The organism is Mycetocola sp. JXN-3, from assembly GCF_014522285.1.
Classification (GTDB): domain Bacteria; phylum Actinomycetota; class Actinomycetes; order Actinomycetales; family Microbacteriaceae; genus Mycetocola; species Mycetocola saprophilus.
Genome location: NZ_CP041635.1, coordinates 2,967,028 through 2,980,721 on the forward strand (window position 1 = coordinate 2,967,028; position 13,694 = coordinate 2,980,721).

Below are 13,694 nucleotides of genomic sequence, written 5' to 3' on the forward strand. Positions count from 1 at the left end.
TGAAGTTCGGGGCCCGGATAGGGATTCTTTCAGCAATGTCACTTAAACTGAATCCTATGCCTCAAGAAAAACGTACCGGTAGCGGTGTCCTGGGTGGCCTGATGGGCTTCATCGGTCTCAGCGTCGCCGCGGGGATCCTCGTGACCGCAGCGGTCACCCCCGCCCTCGCCGTGACCGGCATGTCCACCAAGGGTGCGATCAACGCATTCGATGGGCTCCCGGCTTTCCTGGACATTGATCCGCCGATGGAGCGTACAAACATCTACGCGACCGCCTCGGACGGCAGCCACCAGCTGCTGGCCACCTTCTTCGACCAGAACCGCCAGCAGGTGGGCTGGGACGATGTCTCCCAATACTTTAAGGACGCCGCGGTATCCACCGAGGACCCGCGCTTCTACGACCACGGCGGTGTGGACCTGATCGGTACCACCCGTGCCGTTCTGTCCAACTTTGTGAAGTCTTCCGGCACCCAGGGTGGATCCTCGATCACCCAGCAGTACGTGAAGAACGTGCTGGTGCAGAACGCCGAGCAGATCACCAATAAGGAACAGCGCGACGCCGCCTACCAGGATGCGATTCGCCAGACCCCCGAGCGTAAGCTGCGCGAGATGCGCTACTCGATCGGTGTGGAGCAGAAGTACACCAAGGACCAGATCCTGCTCGGGTACCTCAACATCGCCAACTTCGGTGGTGTCTCCTACGGTGTCGAGGCCGCCTCGCAGTACTACTTCGGTGTGTCCGCCAAGGATGTCAACATCCAGCAGGCCGCGACGCTGATCGCGACCATCAACGACCCCAACGGTCTGCGGATCGACCGTCCCGACAGCGAGAAGAACGGCGCCGCCAACGGCTATAAGCTGACCAAGGATCGCCGCGACTACGTCATCGACAAGATGCTCAAGGAGGGGAAGATCACCAAGGCTCAGCACGATGAGGCCGTGGCGAGCCCCATTGAGCCGAACCTCAAGCCGCCGAGCACCGGATGTCAGGCCGCCGGAAACGCCGGTTACTTCTGTAACTACGTGCAGAACATCATCCTGAACAGCCCCGAATTCGGCGTGAGCCTCGATGACCGCCGCGCAACCCTGCGCCGTGGCGGTATGGACGTGTACACCACCCTCGACCTCGACATCCAGAACGCCGCTCAGGCCGCGATGGACCGCTGGGTTCCCGAGGAGAAGCCCAACGTAGAGCTGGGCGCCGCGGCTTCCACCGTGCAGCCCGGCACCGGCCGCGTGCTGGCGATGGTTCAGAACAAGACCTTCTCCGAGGACCAGCAGGTGGGCGAATCGAGCCGCTCGCACACCAGCATCAACTACAACACCGACTACAACTACGGTGGCTCCAACGGATTCCAGGTGGGTTCGCAGTACAAGGTATTTGTGCTGCTGGACTGGCTGAAGTCCGGCAAGTCGCTCAACGACACGGTGGATGCCAGCCGGCAGTCCTACGTCAAATGGGATGACAGCTGTGTTCCAGGCGGGAAGATGACCACGGCACCGTGGAACCCGCAGAACTATGACGGCAGTGGCTCGGGCCGGATCACCCCGTATGAGGCGACCCGACGCTCGGTGAACACCGCGTTTGTCAACATGGCCAGCAAGCTGGACCTCTGCGACATCCGCAAGACCGCTCAGTCCCTCGGCGTGCACCGTGCAGACGGTGGCGAGCTCTCCAAGCTGCCCTCCTCGGTCCTCGGTGCAAACGAAATCGCCCCGCTGACCATGGCCAGCGCGTTCGCGGGAATCGCCGCTCAGGGCAAGTTCTGCACCCCGGTCGCGATCGACAAGATCGTGGGCCCGGGCGGCAAGGACATGGCCGTGCCGAAGTCGAGCTGCGACCAGGCGGTCACCCCCGAAGTTGCCAACACCGCGGCCTATGCCATGCAGGCAGTATTTGGTCCCGGTGGTACCGCGGCCAACGCGGTTGTCCCCGGTGCCCCGCAGTTCGGTAAGACCGGTACCGCGGATGACGCGTACGACACCTGGATCACCGGTGGAACCACCAAGGCCGTGACCTCGTTCTGGATCGGTAACGTGCAGGGCATGCCCGGCACCGGACGGAAGTCGTCGATGTATAACGTGCAGGCAAACGGAACCAGCGCCTTCCAGGCCAAGTTCCGGGCGTTCGCCGGAATCACCACCGCCACGATTGGCAAGTTCGGTGGAGACGCCTTCCCGAAGCCCGATGCCTCGCTGACCAAGACCCAGCAGAGCCCCGTGCCGGATGTGAGTGGCCAGAGCGTCGCCGACGCGACCGCGGCGCTGACCGCCGCCGGATTCAACGTCCAGGTGGGTGACCCCACGCTCTCGAGCGTCGCCGCCGGCATGGTGGCGGGCACCGACCCGGCCGCCGGAACCAACGTTTCGACCGGCAACACGATCACCATCCGTCCCAGCGACGGCACCGGTAAGAGTGTTCCGGATCTCTCGAATATGACCGGTGATCAGGCGAAGTCGGCCCTTCAGGGTCTCGGCTTTACCAGCGTGGATCAGAAGTGTGTGGCCGACCCGGCCGCACAACCCGGTGATGGCAAGGTGACCGCGCAGGTCCCAGCCGCCAACACGATGGTGAACCCGGCAAACACGCCGGCCTCCATTACCGTAACCAAGCAGAGCTGTTAGCAAGGAGCACCCCGATGGCCCGACGGACCGGCAGAATTACTCCCCTGGTGGGGGTGTTGGCCGTCGCGGCCGCGGGGTGTTTTGCGTGGGCAAGCCTGATCGAGCGGCGCATGTTCACGCTGCGTCGGGTCGAGGTTCCGGTGCTTCCGGTGGGGAGCGACCCGATCCGGATCCTGCACCTCTCGGATCTCCACATGGCACCCTGGCAGCGCGATAAGCAGGCCTGGGTCCGCTCGCTGGCCGCCGAACAACCCGACCTGGTGGTGGACACAGGGGACAACCTCGGTCACGCCGACGGCATTCGCGGAATCGAACTGGCCTTTGCCGAGTTCGGGGGCGTCCCCGGCGTCTACGTCAACGGGTCCAACGACTACTACGGTCCGGTTCGGAAGAACTGGCTGCGGTATTTCCGCGGCCCCTCCTCCTCCGGTGCCTCCGCCCCCCGCCGCTCGAAGGACCTCGATACCCCGCGACTGGAGCGCTTCTTCACCGACGCGCTGGGGTGGCGCTCGCTCAACAACCGGGTGGATGAAATCACCATTCGCGGAACCAGGATCGGGTTCTTCGGGGTTGATGATCCGCATATCGGACGGGACCGGCTCGACCTGCTCACCGGGCTGCTGGACGGGCAGGAAGACACGGACTCCTTCGAGTCCGAGGCCTCGTCCCCCGCGCTACACATCGGCGTCGCTCACGCCCCGTATCAGCGGGTGCTGAACTCGTTTGTGACCCACGGGGCCGATGTGATCCTGGCCGGCCACACCCACGGCGGGCAGGTATGTGTGCCGGGTGTAGGTGCCCTGGTGACCAACTGTGATATCCCACGACGCCAGGTCAAGGGACTGAGCCTCTGGCGACACGCATTCCGCAGCGCGTACCTCAACGTCTCGGCGGGCCTGGGCACCTCGATCTACGCCCCCGTGCGCTTTGCCTGCCGCCCCGAGGCCACCCTGGTGACACTGGTTCCCCGCTAGGCTTCCCCGGCGTCTCAGACACGCACACAGCCGTCCACACAAATGTATGTGGGCGGCTTTGTGCGTGTGAGGCACCGGCAGGCAGGGCGGGAGCAGGTCGCCGGCAAGTGAGCCGCCGTTGCGTAGCGCGTGGTGATGCGCGGGCCCTCGCATCCGCGGGAAGACTCCGGGCAAAACAAAAGCCGGTCAGATTTTTCTGACCGGCTTTGATGTTTCCATCTGTCGGGGTGGCGGGAATTGAACCCACGACCTCTTCGTCCCGAACGAAGCGCGCTACCAAGCTGCGCCACACCCCGATGGTGATCTTGCGACCTCTATTAGAGTACCTGATTTTCGCCCGGAGTTTGACCACGGCCCCCTCAACCGGCTCATTTTTACCGTGTTTCCGCGGTTTTCCGGCGTGCACACCCCCGGGGGAATGTGCACGCCGGGTGTGTCATTCGGCGTGTCCGGGAAGGGTCCGGGCCTCGAGCGGGGCGGCGAAGAATGCAACCTCATGAGCCGAGGCTCGCTCAAAGGCCTCGAACATGCGCCCCCGGGTATCCGGATCGGCCCGCCGCACGGCCTCCCCCACAAATCCGATGGCCAACCGGGTGGAGCGGGCGAACGCCTCATCGGCGTAGGTTTCCAGCCAGCTTGCGTAGGGGTGCTCGGGATGGGACTGCGCCACCAGGCGGCTTCCGATGTCCTGGTAGAGCCAGTAGCAGGGCAGCACCGCGGCGATGATCACCGCGTAGTCTCCGCGGGCGGCTGCCGCCAGCAGGTGATCCACATAGGCGATGGTCGCGGGGGCGGGCGGGGTGTTAAACACCTCGTCCTCGGGCAGCCAGCCCTGGTGCAGCTGAAGCTCGGCGGCGATCGCCCCGTTGGCCCCGGCGGCCCAGAACGCCTGCTCCTCGGGGGTCGGCGCGAGCCTGGAGGCCTCGGCAAGCACCCGCGAGTAGTCCCGCAGGTAGAGCGCATCCTGGGCCAGATACCAGGTGAAGGCATCGCGATCGAGGGTACCCGCGCCCAGCCGCTCGACAAACGGGAGCGTGTTGGCACGGTGCCGGATCGGGGCGATGGCCCGCCACCACAGGTCGAGATGCTCCTCGGCCGTGCGCTCGGTGGTCAGGCCGCCGCGGGACCAGAGTCCGGCGAAGTGGGAGATCGGGCCGTGGCCGGTGCCCACGTGCAGCGAATCGGCGTGGCCGATCGACTCGGTCAGCCAGCGCTTCACCTCGGCGATGGCCTCGAGCCAGTCTCCGCCCGCGGCGATGCGGGTCGCCAGCGCCGCCGAGAGCGAGCATCCGGTCCCGTGGGTGTTATCGGTCCGGATGCGTGCCCCGGCAAACTCCACGACCCGCAGGCCGCCGGGAATGCTGCCCGAGGCGTCCACCAGGGCATCGGGGGCGGTCTCACCCTCCAGATGTCCACCCTTGGCGAGTACCCTGACCGCATAGCACTCGGAAACCCGTTCCGCCTGGGCCAGGACATCTTCCCACGTGATGGCCACCGGTTCCTCGGCCAGGATCGCCAGCTCGGGGATGTTGGGGGTGATCAGATGCGCCCGCGACAGCAGGCCGCGCAGCGCGGCCTCGGCGTCGGCCGCCAGGAGCCGGTCCCCGCTGGTTGCGATCATCACCGGATCGAGCACCACGAGGGGCGGTTTGACCGCATCCAGCCAGCGGGTGACGGTGTCGATCACCGCCGCGTCGCCAAGCATCCCGATCTTGACCGCGTCGATCACCACATCATCCGACACGGCATCCAGCTGTTCCCGGAGGAAGGTCACGGGCGGCACGTGCACACCGCGCACACCCCGGGTGTTCTGGGCAACCAGCGCGGTGACCACGGCCATCCCGAACCCGCCGTTGGCGGCGATGGATTTGAGGTCGGCCTGGATCCCGGCACCGCCGGTGGGGTCGGTGCCGGCAATCGAGAGCACCCTGACCGGACCGGAGACCTCCGGGTGCACCCCGGCGGTACTCGGGACAACGGGTGAGACATCCGGGAACACGCGCGCCGCATCCGCGCTCATGCCTGAGCTCCGTTCCAGGCGGCGCGCAGCTCGCGGGCCGCGGCCTCGGGATCCGGCACGGCACAGATCGCCGAGACCAGCGCCGCCCCGGCCAAGCCCGCGGCTCGAAGGATCGGCAGGTCGGCGGCGCGCAGACCGCCGATTGCCACCGCGGGCAGCGACGAAGCGGCAGCCAGGCGGGCGACCGCGTCGTGACCGAGCCCGTCCGGCGCATCGGCCTTGGTGGTGGTGTTGTGCAGCGGTCCGATGCCGATGTGATCCACCACGCCCGAGGCCGCCGCGTCCGCGATCTCCTCGGAGGTGCTGGCCGAGAGGCCGAGGATCGCATTGGTCCCGATCAGCGAGCGGATCGCCGTGACCGGCAGATCGCCCTGACCCACGTGAACACCGGACACCCGCGCCGCGCGAACCCGCGCGGCCAGGAACACGTCCACCCGGTCGTTCACGATCAGGGCCACATGCGTCGGCAGCGCTCCCGCCAGTGCCTCCACATAGGCCAGAAAGTCTCGGGTCGAGGCGTCCTTCTCCCGCACCTGCACGGTGTTGACTCCCCCGGCAACCGCCGCCAGGACGCCACCCACGGGGTCGTGTCCGGCCGCGCGTAGCTGGCCGGTGTCGGTCACCAGGTAGACCGAGAGGTCGGGTCGCGGCAGGCTCATGCGATCACCATCCGGGCGGCGATGTGCTCGGCCCGGACCTCGTCCAGGGCATCCAGGAACGCGATCTGGAAGCTCCCCGGTCGTGGTGCGCGCTCGGCCGCCAGCTCGGCGGCAATGTTGTAGGTGCTGACCGCGGCGACCGCGGCCACCAGGGGATCCTCGTCCACGGCGGCAAAGGCGGCCAGGACCGCGCCCAGCGCGCATCCACCCCCGGTAATCCGGGTTTGCAACACGTGGCCGTTGGACAGGCGCACGGTGCGCTCCCCGTCGGTAATCAGGTCGGTGGGCCCGGAGACCGCGAGGACCCCGCCGGTGCGTCGGGCAAGCGATATCGCGGCATCCAGGGCGCTCTCGACCCCGTCGGTCGCGTCCACGCCGCGGCCCCCCGCTCCGGCCTCGGCCAGCGCCAGAATCTCCGAGGCGTTTCCGCGGACGATGGTGGGGCGCAGCTCGCGCAGTTCCAGCGCGAGCGCCGTACGCACCGGCAGCGCGCCGATTGCGACCGGATCAAGCACCCACGGGGTACCCGCCTCGTTTGCCGCGGCCACGGCCTCCCGGGCCGCCTCGCGCTGCTCGGGCACCGGGGTTCCGAGGTTGATCAGCAGGCCCTGGGCGATCCGGGCAAACGGCCCCGCCTCGCCGACGATGTCACACATCGCCGGGGCCGCCCCGAGCGCCAGCAGCGCGTTGGCGGTGAAATTGGTGACCACCGCATTGGTGATGCTCTGCACGAGCGGCGCGGTTTCACGCACCCGCTCCAGGGCGGTCTGGGTCTGGGAAATAAGGTTTTCTGGCGTGCGCGACATGCGCGACATCCCTTCGCTAGTACGAGCTAGATCAGGTTCGACGGGTGTAATCTCAGCCTCGAAGGGCACCCCGTGTCACGTGGTTTTCGGGTGTCACGCTATCACACCCGGCCGGGTTCCCGGCGAATCGCGCGGGCCGCCTAGCGGCGTCCCAGGCCGTGATAGGCCCAGCCCGCGCCGCGCCAGGCGGCGCGATCCAGGCAGTTGCGCCCATCGATCACGATCGGCGCGTCCACCAGGGCCGCGGCGGCCACCGGATCGAGGTTTCTGAAGTCGGACCACTCGGTGAGTACCAGCACCAGCTCGGCACCGCGCAGGGCCGCCTCGGCATCGAACACGAAGTTCAGCTCGGGCGCGTGGCGACGGGCCGTTTCGACCGCCTGCGGATCGGTGGCGGTGACCACCGCACCCCGTGCGGCCAGCCGGGTCGCGATATCGAGTGCCGGCGAATCCCGGACATCATCGCTATCGGGTTTGAAGGCCAACCCCAAGACCGTGATCCGGCGCCCATCCAGGTCACCCAGGATCGCCTCGGCTCGCTCGACCACGTGATCGCGGCGACGCAGGTTGATGGCGTCCACCTCGGCGAGGAAGCCCAGCGACTCCCCCACCCCGAGCTCATTGGCCCGGGCCGAGAACGCGCGAATATCCTTGGGCAGGCAGCCGCCACCGAAACCGATGCCGGCGCGCAGGAAGCGCGAGCCGATGCGGTTGTCGTACCCGATCGCTGTGGCCAGGTCGCTCACGTCTCCGCCGGTCACATCGGCGATCTCGGCCATCGCGTTGATAAACGAAATTTTGGTCGCCAGGAATGCATTGGCGGCGACCTTGACCAGCTCGGCGGTGGCAAAGTCGGTGACCACGAGCGGGGTTCCGGCGGCCAGGGCATCGGCGTACACCTCGTCCAGCAGCTCGCGCCCGGGGGCGCTCACGCTGGTGCCCTCACGGACCAGGCTCTCGGCGGCGAACCCGTACACCAGGCGGTCCGGCCGCAGGGTGTCCTGAACCGCAAAGCCCTCACGCAGAAACTCGGGATTCCAGGCGAGTTCGGCCCCGCGCTCGCGCACGCGGGCAACCAGGGTTTCGGCGGTGCCCACGGGGACGGTGGACTTGCCCACCACCAGATCCCCCGGGGAGAGCCGGGGCAGCAGGGTGTCCAGGGCCGCGTGGAGGTAGCTCAGATCCGCGGCGCCACCATCGGCGGCCTGCGGGGTGCCCACACCCAGGAAGTGCACGCGGGCCTCGCGAAGCAGCTCGGGATCGGTGGTGAACCGCAGGTTCCCGCTTGCCCCGGCCGCGGCGAGCAGCTCGGGCAGCCCGGGCTCGTAGAAGGGCGCCCGGCCGGCGGCCAACGAGGCAATCTTCTCGGCGTCCACGTCCAGGCCGATCACCTCGTGGCCGAGGGTGGCCATCGCGGCGGCGTGAACCGCGCCCAGGTATCCGCATCCGATAACCGAAATCTTCATCGGCCCAGCTCCGTTTCGTTCAGCTCACGTACGAGAGTGGGCATCTTGCCGCCGCACTCGGTGAGATAGCAGTTTCCGCACAGGGATTCGTAGCCGGCCTCGGTGCCGTCGATTACCACCTGCTCGCCGGAAAAGACAAAGCGACCATTCTCGATCCGCGCGTTAAAGAGCGCCTTGCGCCCGCAGCGGCAGATGGTCTTGAGCTCCTCGATGCTGTGCGCAATCTCCAACAGCCGACGCGAGCCGGGGAAGGCCACGGTCTGGAAGTCGGTGCGGATGCCGTAGGCGAGCACCGGGACGTCCTCGAGCAGCGCGATCTCCAGCAGGGCATCGATCTGCGCGGTTTCCAGGAACTGGGCCTCATCCACCAGCAGCGCGTGGACGGGTTCGGCCCCGCGCGCGCGGGCGAACAGCTCGTGCACGTCGGTGCCCCCACCGATCAGGAAATCGGTCTGCCGACTCACACCCAAACGGCTGCTAATCGCGCCATCGGCCTTGGTGTCGATGCCGGGCTTTGCCAACAGCACACGGTGCCCGCGCTCCTCATAGTTGAATGCGGCCTGCAGCAGGGCGGTGCTCTTACCCGAGTTCATCGCCCCGTAGCGGAAATACAGTTTCGCCATTCGACCAGTCTAAGCGAGCCGGGGCATACGATGCCCCGGCTCGCTCACAGCGTTGCATGGTGGGGCGTCGAAAGCGCCCCACGCACCCGCCTAGAGTTCGATCTGCAGAACCTCGGCGGTCTCGGCCAGCACCGCGCGGGCGCGGTCGGGATCGTCGTTGAGGTTGGTGCCGAGGGTCGGGATCATCTTGGTCAGTTCCGACTCCCAGCCCGGGTACTCGTTCGGGAAGCAGCGCTTAAGCAGATCGATCATGATCGGCACGGCGGTGGAGGCTCCCGGGGAGGCACCCAGCAGGCCCGCGATCGAGCCGTCGCCGGCGGCGATCAGCTCGGTCCCAAACTGCAGAATTCCACCCTTTTTCGGATCCTTCTTGATGACCTGGGCGCGCTGACCGGCCACGATCAGGTGCCAGTCCTTGGCCTCGGCCGTGGGCATGAACTCGCGCAGCGCGGCGAGCTTCTTGGCCCGCGAGGCCGTCAGCTCCTTGAGCAGGTACGAGATCAGCGAGGGGTTGTCCTTGGCCACCGCAAGCATCGGGATGATGTTGCCCGGACGCAGCTGGGTGATCAGGTCCCACAGGTTCCCGTTTTTTAGGAACTTGGGGCTGAACCCGGCATACGGCCCAAACAGCAGGCTCGACTGGCCGTCCACCACGCGTGCATCCAGGTGCGGCACCGACATCGGCGGGGCACCCACCGCGGCCTGGCTGTACACCTTGGCCGAGTGCTGGGCGACGATCTCGGGATTGTCGGTGCGCAGGAACGCCCCGGAAATCGGGAAGACCCCGTAGCCCTTGATCTCGGGGATACCCGACTTCTGCAGCAGCTTGAGCGCCCATCCACCGGCACCCACAAACACAAACCTGGCGTTGATCTCGCGCGGAGTGCGTCCCACCAGATCACGCGAGCGGATGCGCCAGGTCCCGTCGGCCAGCTTCTTCAGCCCGCGCACCTCGTGGTTCAGGCGCAGCTTGGCGCCCGAGGTCACCGCGGCGTCCATCAGCTCATGGGTCAGCGCACCGAAGTCCACGTCGGTTCCCGCACTCATCCGGGTGGCCGCATATGTATCGCCGGCCAGACGCTTTGTCATCAGTAGGGGTGCCCACGCGTTGATCTGGCGCGTGTCGGTGGAGTATTCCATGGTCTGGAACAGCGGCTCGTTGCGCAGCGCCTCGAAGCGCTTGCGCAGGTATTCCACGTCCTTCTCGCCGTGCACAAAGGTCATATGCGGGGCGGTGTTGATGAACGTGTTCGGGTCGTGCAGCACACCCTCGCGCACCAGGTGCGCCCAGAACTGTCGGGACACCTGGAACTGCTCGTTGATCTGCAGCGCCTTGGCCGGATTGACGGTGCCATCCGGGGCCTCGGGCATGTAGTTCAGCTCGCACATGGCCGCATGGCCGGTGCCCGCGTTGTTCCACGGGTTGGAGCTCTCCTGGGCGACATCGCCCAGGCGCTCATAGATTTCGATTGACCAGTCCGGCTGCAACCGGGAGATAAGAGTAGCCAACGTTGCGCTCATGATACCGCCGCCGATAAGAGCCACGTCGACCGGCTGTGAAGTCGTCATGAGGCTAGCTTATGCCCCAATGCATCAACCCGCGAACCGTCCCGGGCAACCCGCACCTCGGCGATCACGTTTCCCGCGTCGGCACGCGCCGCGGCGAGGCGCTCGTTCACCGCGCCCCAGAGAATGTCCCACTCGACCCCGGGTTCGGCCTGCTCGGCCACCCCCACACTCGCGCTCATCCGCAGCCCGCGCTCGGGGGCCAGCGGGGTTTCGGCGAGGGTCGTGAGGATGCCGCGGGCCACATCGCGCCCCGTGGTGACCTCATCCATCATGGCCAGCACGGCGAAGTGTCCCTCGCCCAGGTGACCGATGATCGCGGTGGGTGGGACGCTGCCCCGCAGGACCCCGACAAAGCGCAGGATCGCCTCCTGCGCGGCCGAGGCACCGTAGGCGACCTGGAAGTCGGAGAGCCCGTCGATACGCGGCTGGAGCAGCGCGACCCGGATTCCATGCTGGCGCGAGCGCACCATCCGGTCCTTCGCCCCGGCCACAAACGCCGGGGCCGAGAGCACGTCCATCGAGAAGTTCACGGCGCCCCCGCCCGGGGTCGGGGCCAGACGGTGCTGGGTATCACGCTCGGCGCGGATCGCGGTCAGGCAGATCGAGGAGATCACCAGCAGCACGGTGACCACCAGCGTGGCCGTGGCGCTTCCGTAGAGCGGACTCCCCTCGATGGTCTTGACCCCGGTGGCCGTCAGCTCCAGCGCCCGATCCAGCTGGTACAGCCCGCCCAGGATCATCGCCGTGGAAAACACCCGCGCATACACGTTGCGGCGCAGCGGCGGACGCAGCGCCTCCCAGCCGATCAGCCCGGCAAAGATTCCCACGGTGACCATATAGCCGGCGGCCCCCGCCCACACCCCGTGGTCCGCCCAGAACAGCGGAACCAGGGCGGCGCAGATCAGCCCGCCGAGCATCGGCAGCTGGATCAGCGAGCGACGACCGTTAAACAGTCGGGTCCCACTCCAGACGGCACCCAGGGTGAACGCGAACGCGCCGTTGGCCACGGCCAGGATGATCCAGCCGTCATTCAGCGTCGCCGAGACCGCGTAGCAGCCGGCGCTCACCAGCCCGGACATGAAGCCCAGCGACCAGTACAGCCCCGAACGATCGTGCCCCCGAAACACCGTGTGCAGCACAAACGGCACCGCACAGATGATCGCCATCAGGCCGTTGACCAGCTGCAGGGTCGCCGCATCAAAGTTCATATTCGGGGATCCGATCGCTGTGGTGGGGAAGGGTTACGGTGACGATCGTGCCGATGCCCAGCTCGCTGGCCACCTCGATCGATCCGCCGTGCTGGTCGATGATGTCGCGGCAGATGGCCAGGCCCAGCCCGGTCCCGTGAATCGTGGAAATGCGCATATCGTCGGCGCGATAGAAGCGCTGGAAGGCCCGCGCGCGGTCCTGGTCGGACATGCCCAGGCCGGTGTCGGCGATGCTCAGCCGGACGCCGTGATCATCGGTTTCGATCCGGGCGGTGACCGTGCCCCCGTCGCGGTTGTACTTGAGGGCGTTGCTCACCAGGTTGTCCACCACCTGGCGCAGGCGGAATCCGTCGGCGTTCATCGGAACCGAGTCGGGGGCGCTGATGCTCAGGCTCACATTACGGTCCGCCGCCGCCGGCTCGGCCGAGGCGATGGCCTCCCCCACGATCTCGCGCAGATCGCAGTGTCCGCGGGTCAGCACGAAGGCCTGGTCGGAGTCTCGCGCCGCCTGCAGCAGGTCGGAGACGATCGCCAGCATCCGCTCGGAGTTTCCGAGGATGATCTCGATCTGCTTGCGGGTGCTCTCGTCCAGGCCGTCATCATCAAGCACCAGGTCCAGGTAGCCGATCACCGAGGTCAGCGGGGTGCGCAGCTCATGCGAGACCGAGGCGATCAGGTCGTCCCGGGAGCGCAGCGCCTGGAGTTCGGAGGTGATATCCCGCTGGACCAGGACCGATCCGCCCTCGGGCAGCTGACGACCCGACACCGCCAGGGCGATGCTGGGCGCCAGCGGCGAGGTGAGCCACAGGATCAGATCCGAGAACTCCTCGCCGCGATGCAGTCGCTCGAGCGGCAGGTCGCCGGGATCGGGGATCGTGCGCCGGTCGGCCCCAAACAGGCGTCCCTCGGCGTGCGCGGTGTTGTGGCTGCCGTAGCGCAGCTTGAGCACCCGGAACGCCTCATTGCGGTGTCCGCGGTTTCCCTCGGCATCGTAGGCGACCACGGCAAAGGGCACCGCGTTGAGGACCGTATCCAGCGTGCCCTGCTGGATTCTGGCGTCGTCGTAGGAGCGGGTCATCAGCGCCGATTGGCGGGTGAGCAGGGCCCGCTGGGCGGCGCTGCGACGGGTGTTTTGATAGGTCGCGGTGGAGATGAAGACCAGCGTGATCGGCAGCAGCAGCACGCGCGGCAGATCGTGGAGTCCCATCGGGCCCTCGGGCGCGATCACCCAGAGCAGGAGCGAGGCGAAGGCCGGGCCGGCAATCGCGCCGGTGCGCCCGAAGTACCCGGCCAGCCAGGTCACCGGGAACACCAGCAGCAGGCCCGCGCCCAGGGCCACATCGCCGTTGCGGATCAGCACGATGGCCACGATATCCACCATCGGCAGGATCATGATCAGTGAGCGCGGCCAGCTTGACCAGCGCCCGATCGCCGCCATCATGGTGGCCAAAAAGATCAGGCCCACCCCGGTCAGAATCACCGGGGAGCGCAGCACATCGGGATCCAGCAGCAGCGAGGCGGTCACGATGATCAGCACCACCACCGCCAGCAGCAGCTGGGTCAAGAACACCTCGCGCTCGCGGCTACTCGCGGTCAGCGGACCGTTGTGCTCGGGCAGCGAGGGGGTGAGCGGGCCCGTTCGCGGGCGTGCACCGGCCCGGACCGAGCGCGGATCTGCCGCGAAGGGCTGGGGGAATTTCGGTGCGCGCATTCTCCGAGAATACAACGACCGGCGACGGGGAAAA

General features: G+C 67.2%; 10 protein-coding genes, 1 tRNA gene and 1 riboswitch. Of the genes, 2 read left to right on the forward strand and 9 right to left on the reverse strand.

All coding sequences use genetic code 11. The features are described from left to right. Positions 1 to 56: 56 nt before the first annotated feature. Both C7C57_RS13420 and C7C57_RS13425 read left to right on the forward strand, forming a co-directional pair. Positions 57 to 2,624 carry a transglycosylase domain-containing protein gene (locus C7C57_RS13420; RefSeq protein ID WP_187976808.1) on the forward strand — a complete coding sequence of 856 codons (2,568 nt, stop codon included), beginning with the start codon at positions 57 to 59 and terminating at the stop codon, positions 2,622 to 2,624. 14 nt (positions 2,625 to 2,638) lie between these two features. After that, complete coding sequence (locus C7C57_RS13425) at positions 2,639 to 3,598, forward strand: metallophosphoesterase (protein ID WP_187976809.1); 960 nt, start codon at positions 2,639 to 2,641, stop codon at positions 3,596 to 3,598. Between the two features lie 222 nt (positions 3,599 to 3,820). Here C7C57_RS13425 and C7C57_RS13430 read toward each other — a convergent pair. From C7C57_RS13430 to C7C57_RS13470, 9 genes are all read right to left on the reverse strand, one after another. After that, positions 3,821 to 3,894, reverse strand: a tRNA-Pro gene (locus tag C7C57_RS13430). A 140-nt stretch (positions 3,895 to 4,034) separates the two neighbouring features. Then, positions 4,035 to 5,618, reverse strand: coding sequence for a bifunctional hydroxymethylpyrimidine kinase/phosphomethylpyrimidine kinase (locus C7C57_RS13435; RefSeq protein WP_187976810.1), 1,584 nt, complete (start codon positions 5,616 to 5,618; stop codon positions 4,035 to 4,037). After that, complete coding sequence (gene thiE, locus C7C57_RS13440; protein ID WP_187976811.1) at positions 5,615 to 6,277, reverse strand: thiamine phosphate synthase; 663 nt, start codon at positions 6,275 to 6,277, stop codon at positions 5,615 to 5,617. The genes C7C57_RS13435 and thiE overlap by 4 nt, the downstream gene beginning before the upstream one ends. Next, on the reverse strand, positions 6,274 to 7,083 hold the full coding sequence (gene thiM, locus C7C57_RS13445) for a hydroxyethylthiazole kinase (protein ID WP_187976812.1): 810 nt from the start codon (positions 7,081 to 7,083) through the stop codon (positions 6,274 to 6,276). The genes thiE and thiM overlap by 4 nt, the downstream gene beginning before the upstream one ends. Beyond that, positions 7,075 to 7,166: riboswitch (TPP riboswitch) on the reverse strand. Its footprint overlaps the gene before it by 9 nt. A gap of 57 nt (positions 7,167 to 7,223) precedes the next feature. Further along, the gene (locus C7C57_RS13450; RefSeq protein ID WP_187976813.1) at positions 7,224 to 8,549 is read right to left on the reverse strand and encodes a UDP-glucose/GDP-mannose dehydrogenase family protein; all 1,326 of its coding nucleotides are present in this window, start codon (positions 8,547 to 8,549) and stop codon (positions 7,224 to 7,226) included. Continuing rightward, complete coding sequence (locus tag C7C57_RS13455) at positions 8,546 to 9,172, reverse strand: thymidine kinase (RefSeq protein WP_030149461.1); 627 nt, start codon at positions 9,170 to 9,172, stop codon at positions 8,546 to 8,548. Before C7C57_RS13455 ends, C7C57_RS13450 begins: the two co-directional genes overlap by 4 nt. A 90-nt stretch (positions 9,173 to 9,262) precedes the next feature. Further along, a complete protein-coding gene (locus C7C57_RS13460) occupies positions 9,263 to 10,741 on the reverse strand; it encodes a malate:quinone oxidoreductase (protein WP_030149462.1) in 1,479 nt (492 codons plus the stop codon). Continuing rightward, complete coding sequence (locus C7C57_RS13465) at positions 10,738 to 11,949, reverse strand: diguanylate cyclase domain-containing protein (RefSeq protein ID WP_187976814.1); 1,212 nt, start codon at positions 11,947 to 11,949, stop codon at positions 10,738 to 10,740. Before C7C57_RS13465 ends, C7C57_RS13460 begins: the two co-directional genes overlap by 4 nt. After that, a complete protein-coding gene (locus C7C57_RS13470; RefSeq protein ID WP_187976815.1) occupies positions 11,939 to 13,660 on the reverse strand; it encodes a cell wall metabolism sensor histidine kinase WalK in 1,722 nt (573 codons plus the stop codon). Before C7C57_RS13470 ends, C7C57_RS13465 begins: the two co-directional genes overlap by 11 nt. Between the last annotated feature and the right edge of the window lie 34 nt (positions 13,661 to 13,694).

Coding starts and splice junctions, on each gene's coding strand:
- C7C57_RS13420 (WP_187976808.1), top strand. CDS start 57: ATGCCTCAAGAAAAACGTACCGGTAGCGGTGTCCTGGGTGGCCTGATG.
- C7C57_RS13425 (WP_187976809.1), top strand. CDS start 2,639: ATGGCCCGACGGACCGGCAGAATTACTCCCCTGGTGGGGGTGTTGGCC.
- C7C57_RS13435 (WP_187976810.1), bottom strand. CDS start 5,618: ATGAGCGCGGATGCGGCGCGCGTGTTCCCGGATGTCTCACCCGTTGTC.
- thiE (WP_187976811.1), bottom strand. CDS start 6,277: ATGAGCCTGCCGCGACCCGACCTCTCGGTCTACCTGGTGACCGACACC.
- thiM (WP_187976812.1), bottom strand. CDS start 7,083: ATGTCGCGCACGCCAGAAAACCTTATTTCCCAGACCCAGACCGCCCTG.
- C7C57_RS13450 (WP_187976813.1), bottom strand. CDS start 8,549: ATGAAGATTTCGGTTATCGGATGCGGATACCTGGGCGCGGTTCACGCC.
- C7C57_RS13455 (WP_030149461.1), bottom strand. CDS start 9,172: ATGGCGAAACTGTATTTCCGCTACGGGGCGATGAACTCGGGTAAGAGC.
- C7C57_RS13460 (WP_030149462.1), bottom strand. CDS start 10,741: ATGACGACTTCACAGCCGGTCGACGTGGCTCTTATCGGCGGCGGTATC.
- C7C57_RS13465 (WP_187976814.1), bottom strand. CDS start 11,949: ATGAACTTTGATGCGGCGACCCTGCAGCTGGTCAACGGCCTGATGGCG.
- C7C57_RS13470 (WP_187976815.1), bottom strand. CDS start 13,660: ATGCGCGCACCGAAATTCCCCCAGCCCTTCGCGGCAGATCCGCGCTCG.